Here is a 6204-nt window from a genome sequence, read left to right as displayed (position 1 = left end):
GGCCAGACCGGCGGCGAGGCGGTCGGCCGCCACGGCGAGGTACTCGGCCGGGTGGTGCGGGCGGCGCCCGTGCAGCCCCTCGACCACGAGCACCAGCACCACCGTCACGAAGTAGATGATCGCGGCCGTCGGGGCGTAGAAGTAGTCGTTGTCGGACGTGACGAACTTACCGACCTCGTCGATGAACAGCCCGAAGCCGACGCCGCCGAGCAGGGCGCCGAGCGAGCGCGGCACCGGCCCGACGTACGACAGCAGGAGCATCATCGCCAGGGCCATGAGCAGCCCGCCCCACAGCACGTGGGCCAGGTGCAGCCCGCCCCCGCCGATCTGCGGGTAGCCCGTCGCGGCGAGGTAGGCCCGCGTGGCCAGCACGGTCACGACGCTCGCCACGAGGAACGTCACCAGGTGCCGCACCGCCGCGGTGTCGCGCGGCGCCCCGAGCCGCAGCAGGTGCCCGCGGCGGGTCAGGCCGCCCGATCCGGTCTTGCGCGTCTCCGTCACAGCGTCTCCCCTCGACCGGGCGGCTCCCGCCGCCCCCACGGTGCATCCTCCCGCACGACGGGCGCACGGGGGCTACCCCTACCGCGATGAGGGTGGCCAGCCCGGCTGTGCCGGTGCCGGTGCCGTCGATAGCGTCGCTCGCATGAGCATCGCGCACCGCCGCGCCGTCGCGGCCGCCACACTCGTCTGCCTCGTGACGTCCATGGGGACCGCCGTGGCGGCGCCTGGCCGGCACACCCCGGTCGCTCAGCCGCCGTCGACCGCGGCGCTGGTCCAGCAGGCCGAGCGGATCGTCGCGGCGGGCGTGCCAGGCGTCGTTGTCGAGACCCGTGACGAGAGCGGCCGGCGGACGGTGGTCGCCGGGTCCGGCGACCTCCGAACCGACCGCGCGCCCCGTCCCGACGGACGGTTCCGGATCGGCAGCGTCACCAAGTCCTTCACGGCGACGGTCGTGCTGAGCCTCGTGGCGGAGGGCAGAGTCGATCTCGACGCCCCGGTCACGCGCTACCTGCCCGGCGTTCTGCCGTACGCCGAGCAGGTCTCGGTGCGTGAGCTGCTGCAGCACCGCAGCGGGCTGTTCGACTACGGAGCCGTCCTGTGGGCCGATCCCGAGCTCGTGGCGCGGTCCCGCTTCACGGACCACGAGCCGTCCGAGCTCGTGGACATCGCGACCCGGGAGCCGCTCCAGCCCGGTCCGGGCGAGGCGTTCGGCTACTCCAACACGGACTACGTGCTGCTCGGCATGCTGGTGGAGCGGATCACCGGGCACGACTACGCGGACGAGCTGGAGCGGCGCGTGCTCCGCCCGGCGCACCTGCGGGACACCTACGTCTCCGGGCACGGGCCGTGGCTGCCCCGGCCGGCGATGCGCGGGTACGAGGCCGTGGGCTCACCGGCCCGCCTGACCGACCTGACCGCGTACAACATGTCGGTCGCGCCGGCGAGCGGCGACGTCGTGTCCACGACCGGGGACGTGAACCGCTTCTACGCGGCGCTGCTCGGTGGCCGGCTGCTGCCTGACCAACTGCTGCGGGAGATGCAGGACGCCCTGCCGGCCTTCCCCGGGTTCGACTACGGCCTGGGGCTGGGCCGCACCGAGCTGTGCGGCCAGGAGGTCTGGGGTCACGTCGGCGGTGTGCCCGGCTACGGCACCTACAGCTTCACCGACCCGGCCGGTGGGCGCCAGGTCACCGTCGCCGTCAACCAGGGGCTCACGCAGGACGCCGCCGCGGAGGACGCGGCACTTGCTCTCGTCACCCTCGAGCTCTGCGGGGACCCCTCGGCCGGTCAGCCGTGACGCAAGGCCTCAAACGGCGCCGGGTGCACCGGCGGGCGGCGCCTCCCAGCCGTACCGCAGCGAGACCATCCGGAGCGCGAACACCAGGGCGGCGATCGCGGCGCCGGTGCCGAGGTTGAGCCAGCCCACCGAGGCCAGCAGGCTGGTGAGCGCCGCGCCGAGCAGCGCCGGGATCGCGTACAGGCCGCGGGCACGGAAGATCTGCGGCACGTCGTTGGCCACGACGTCGCGGATGACGCCGCCGCCCACGGCGGTCATCAGGCCGAGGATCGCGGACGCCACGGGGTTCATGCCCGCGGCCAGCGAGACCAGCGTGCCGGTGATGCAGAACAGCGCCATGCCGGCGGCGTCGAACGTGATCAGCACGTCGTGGAAGCGCCGCACGACGTGCGCGAAGAAGTAAACGACGACCGCGGCGACGACGGGCGGCACCAGGTAGATCGGAGAGTCGAAGGCGCGCGGTACGCCGGCGTCGAGGATCACGTCGCGCAGGATGCCGCCGCCCAGGCCCACGAGGGTGCCGAGCAGCAGCGAGCCCACGACGTCGAACTGCCGCTGGGCGGCCAGCAGCGAGCCCGACACGGCGAAGAAGAAGACCCCAAGGAGGTCGAAGACGAGCTCCGCCCACGCCACGTCAGTCTCCTTCCGCCGGGGGAACCGTCACGGGACCGGGACCGACGACTCCCGGGTGACTAAGCGGCACGGTAGCTCCTCGGTGCCCGGTGTCGCCTGTCCTTCGATGGTCTCGAACAGCCGGCGCGCGGCGACGCGGCCCACCTGCTTCAGGTTCATGTCGACGGGGCCGTCGCGCTGGGCGGGCGGAGATGCTCGCCGGGAAAGGCCGAGGGCCCGGTCCGACGGGGCCTCGTTGGCCGTTCGTTGGTGCCACGGTTCTGGGAGGTTTCCGTTCCCGCGACGAGCGTCTGGTGGGAATGAGGAGCCGGGCAGGCGGATCCGGGGACGACGGGGTCTCAGGTTCTCCGCCGTGAGGAGCGGGCGATTCTGCTGATGGCAGATCGGCTCGGCTCGGCGAGCGGTGCGAACGTGTGTGCGATATGTTGATGGCATGACGCGAGCGGGTGGGGTACCAGGACGAGCGGGCGAGCAGCCTGCTCGATCGGTGCTGCCTGGGAACGGGCCGGGGCCGCTCGCCGGGTCGGTGCTGCCCGGTGACGCCGGGAAGTCGGGTGCCGCCGGTACGGCTGCGCCTGGCAGCGTCGTCGACGTAGCAGGTGTGCGGGCGGTACGACGGGCCCTCGCGGGCATGATCTTGCCCGGTGCCACTGACACTCGGTCCGGTGGTGCTGGTGTCTCGCGGGTAGTGCAGGCCGAATGGGTGGACCTGCTCGGCGAGCTCGAGGCCGTGAAGAACGCGATCACCGCGACGCAGGCTCGACTCACGGTCGCGTTGGACGAGGCAACCCGCGCCGGGGAGGCCCGGCAGTGCATCCGGGCCGAACGGCGTGGGCGCGGTGTCCCGAACCAGGTCGGAGCCGCGTTGCGGGTCGGCCCGCACGCCGGGGCCGGGTTCGTGTCCACGTCCCGGGTGTGGGTCACCCAGATGCCCCACACCTTCACCGCGTTGCAGACCGGGGTGCTGTCCCAGTGGCGGGCCACCCTCCTGGTCCGGGAGACGTCGCACCTGTCCATGGAGCACCGGGCCCTGATCGACGAGGAGATCTGCGGACCCACCCACCTGACCGAACTCGCCCGGATGAGTACCCGCCGGCTCGTGGCCCGGATCAAGGAGCTGGCCGCCCGGCTGGATGTGCACGCGTGCGTGAACCGCAACGCCAAGGCCGTGACGGAACGCCGGGTCTCGATCCGTCCGGCACCCGACCTGATGGTCTACCTGACCGCCCTGGTGCCGATGGCGCAGGGTGTGCAGGCCTACGCCCAGCTCAAGACAACCGCCGATGCTGCGAAGGCCACGGGTGACGGGCGTGGGGTGGGTCAGATCATGGCCGACACCCTCATCGAACGCGCCACCGGACGCGAACCCGGCCACGCGAACCATGTGCCGGTCACGATCAACCTGCTGGTCTCGGACGACACCCTCCTGGCCGGCGGTGACCAGCCCGCCGTGGTGGTCGAGGGCGCCCCGGCCGGTGCGGGCGTTGTCCCGGCCCCGGTCGCCCGCAACCTCGCCGCGCACGCGATCGAGACCGACACGGCCTGGCTGCGGTCGATCTACGTCAACCCCCACGGGCGGCTGCTGGCCACGACCTCGACGTCCCGGTTCCACCCCCAGGGACTCGCCAGCCTCCTGCGGGCCAGGGAGCAGGGCATCTGTGCCACCGTCTGGTGCGACGCCCCGGTCCGGCACACGGACCACATCACCCCGCACGCGGAAGGTGGCCCGACCAGCCTCGACAACGGGCAAGGTCTATGCGCCCGGTGTAACCACGCGAAGCAGGCACCGGGCTGGTCGCAGAAGGCCACCCAGCTCGACGGCCGTCATGCGGTCGAGACCATCACGCCGACGGGGCACATGTATGTCTCGGTCGCGCCCACACCACCAGCCCCGGCCAGGCCCCGGGCCACGACACCGGGCCGGGGCACGGCACCCGCGCGTGATGCGTCTGCCGTTCCTGGCGCGCCCTTGGTACGTGCCACTGCCTCGGCCTCTGAGGCGGAATCGATCGCGAGCTCGACCGGGCTTGGCAGCATGGCAGCAGGCCGACCGGCACCCGTTGCAGATACCTCGGCAGACCTCGTCTCGGCGTCCGGCGATCCCGACCAGGTGCTGGACGTCACTCAGCCCCGCGACCGCACCACGCCCCCACCCTGGACCCCCGCGGTCGGCATGACCGGCCCCGCACCCGGCCGCACCCCACGCAGCCGCTACTCCATCGGCTGCCAGACCACCCCCGCCCACGGAGCGATCCCCTACCGACCCACCCCACCACCCCGCCAGCCACACCCGGCCCAGCAACCACCCCGCCGGACGGCAGGTCGAGCACCAGTCCGGCTCCGCCGCGCCGACCTCTCCTGGACGCACCCCACCTGACGCCACCGCTCCAGGCACCCGACGCTCGACTGACACCTGCACGCCCAGGCCCAGGCCCAGAGACGAGCCGCCCCGACCCTGGTGGACACGCCTCGGCTGTTTGCCGACGCTGCGACCCCCTGCCGCCCCGACCCGCACTGTCCCAACCAAGCCACCGATCCTCCCGACCCCCGATACTGAACGGGGACGATCACGCAAGGGAGCGAACATGCCGGGCACGGAGCGCACCCGTGCGCTGTCGGTGCGCCTGCTCGGCCCGTTCGTCGTCACGGTCGACGGCGCGCCCCTCCCCCTCAGCTCCCGCCTGCGCACCCTCTTGGCGGTACTCGCCCTCGACGTCGGGCACGCCGTGTCCACCGAGCGCATCGCGGCCGCGGTCTGGGGCACGGACCGCCCCGCCGACACCCGCAAGGCGATCCAGGTGCTGGTGACCCGGCTGCGCACGGCGACGGGCGCCGACGCCGTCCGCACCACTCCCGGCGGCTACGCCCTCGACGTCCCGCCCGAGGCAGTGGACCTGCACCGTTTCGAGACCGTGCTCGCCCGGAGCAACTCGGCGCAGGAACCCACCGAGCAGTACCGCCTCCTCCGTGACGCCCTGGGGCACTGGCGAGGCCTCCCCTTCGAGGCCGTCGACTCGGACCTGCTGATCGCCGACGACCGCCCGCGTCTGCTGGAGACCGCCCTCCAGGCCGTCGAACGTGCCGCCGACGTCGCCCTGTCCGGCCCCGGCCCGGCCGCAACCGACACCTCGACCAACACCTCGACCAACGCTCCCGACCTCGACGAGCTGGCCGCCGACCTGCGCGAGCTGGTTGGCCTCCACCCCCTGCGCGAGGGCCTGTGGGTGCGGCTCATGGCCGTGCTCGACCGCGCCGGCCGCCGAGCCGACGCGCTGGCCGCCTACCAGGACCTTTACCGCACGCTCCGCGACGAGCTCGGCATCCAGCCCGGCGAGGAGGCCCAGGCCGTCCACCGCGGCCTCCTCGCGGCCGATCCAGCCCAGCCGACCCCACCTCGCATGCTCCCGCCCCCGGACGCCGCGTTCCGCGGCCGTGCCGAGCCCCTCGCCGCCCTGGACGCGCTGCTCGACGACGCTCCCGGGATCGCCGTGGTGGACGGCCCCGGCGGCATCGGCAAGACGACGACCGTGCTGCAGTGGGCGCACCGTGCCGCCGACCGCTTCCCCGACGGCACCCTGTTCGTGAACCTGCGCGGCTACTTCCCGACCAACACGCCGCTGGCCCCGGAGGTCGCCGTCCGCACGTTCCTCGACGCCCTCGGCATCCCGGCGGGCCGCATCCCCGACGACGCCGACGCCCAGGCCGCGCTGTACCGCTCGGTGCTCGCCGACCGCCGGGTGCTGGTGGTGCTCGACAACGCGCGCGACGTCGAG

General features: G+C 73.2%; 4 protein-coding genes and 1 pseudogene. 3 read left to right on the top strand and 2 right to left on the bottom strand.

The window, feature by feature from the left end; translation table 11 throughout:
• A pseudogene (locus tag PROKR_RS21455) lies at positions 1-501 on the bottom strand (hypothetical protein); the annotation flags it as partial.
• Between the two features lie 142 nt (positions 502-643).
• On the opposite strand from PROKR_RS21455, the gene PROKR_RS21450 reads away from it, so the two are divergent.
• Positions 644-1798: a serine hydrolase domain-containing protein gene (locus tag PROKR_RS21450; RefSeq protein ID WP_036967140.1), complete on the top strand. Its 1155-nt coding sequence runs from the start codon at positions 644-646 to the stop codon at positions 1796-1798.
• Between the two features lie 9 nt (positions 1799-1807).
• On the opposite strand, the gene PROKR_RS21445 is transcribed toward PROKR_RS21450, so the two are convergent.
• Positions 1808-2431 (bottom strand): trimeric intracellular cation channel family protein, encoded by a 624-nt coding sequence (locus PROKR_RS21445; protein ID WP_036967138.1) that lies wholly within the window; start codon positions 2429-2431, stop codon positions 1808-1810.
• 631 nt (positions 2432-3062) lie between these two features.
• On the opposite strand from PROKR_RS21445, the gene PROKR_RS21440 reads away from it, so the two are divergent.
• Both PROKR_RS21440 and PROKR_RS21435 read left to right on the top strand, forming a co-directional pair.
• Entirely contained in the window at positions 3063-4808 is a 1746-nt protein-coding gene (locus tag PROKR_RS21440) for an HNH endonuclease (RefSeq protein WP_084800589.1), read from the top strand.
• A 208-nt stretch (positions 4809-5016) separates the two neighbouring features.
• Positions 5017-6204 (top strand): AfsR/SARP family transcriptional regulator (locus PROKR_RS21435; protein WP_036967137.1); only part of this gene is annotated, 1188 nt, incomplete at its 3' end.

This window comes from Promicromonospora kroppenstedtii DSM 19349, from assembly GCF_000515355.1.
Taxonomy (GTDB): domain Bacteria; phylum Actinomycetota; class Actinomycetes; order Actinomycetales; family Cellulomonadaceae; genus Promicromonospora; species Promicromonospora kroppenstedtii.
The sequence above is the reverse complement of the archived record's forward strand: the minus strand, read 5'-3'. Positions and strand labels throughout refer to the sequence as shown.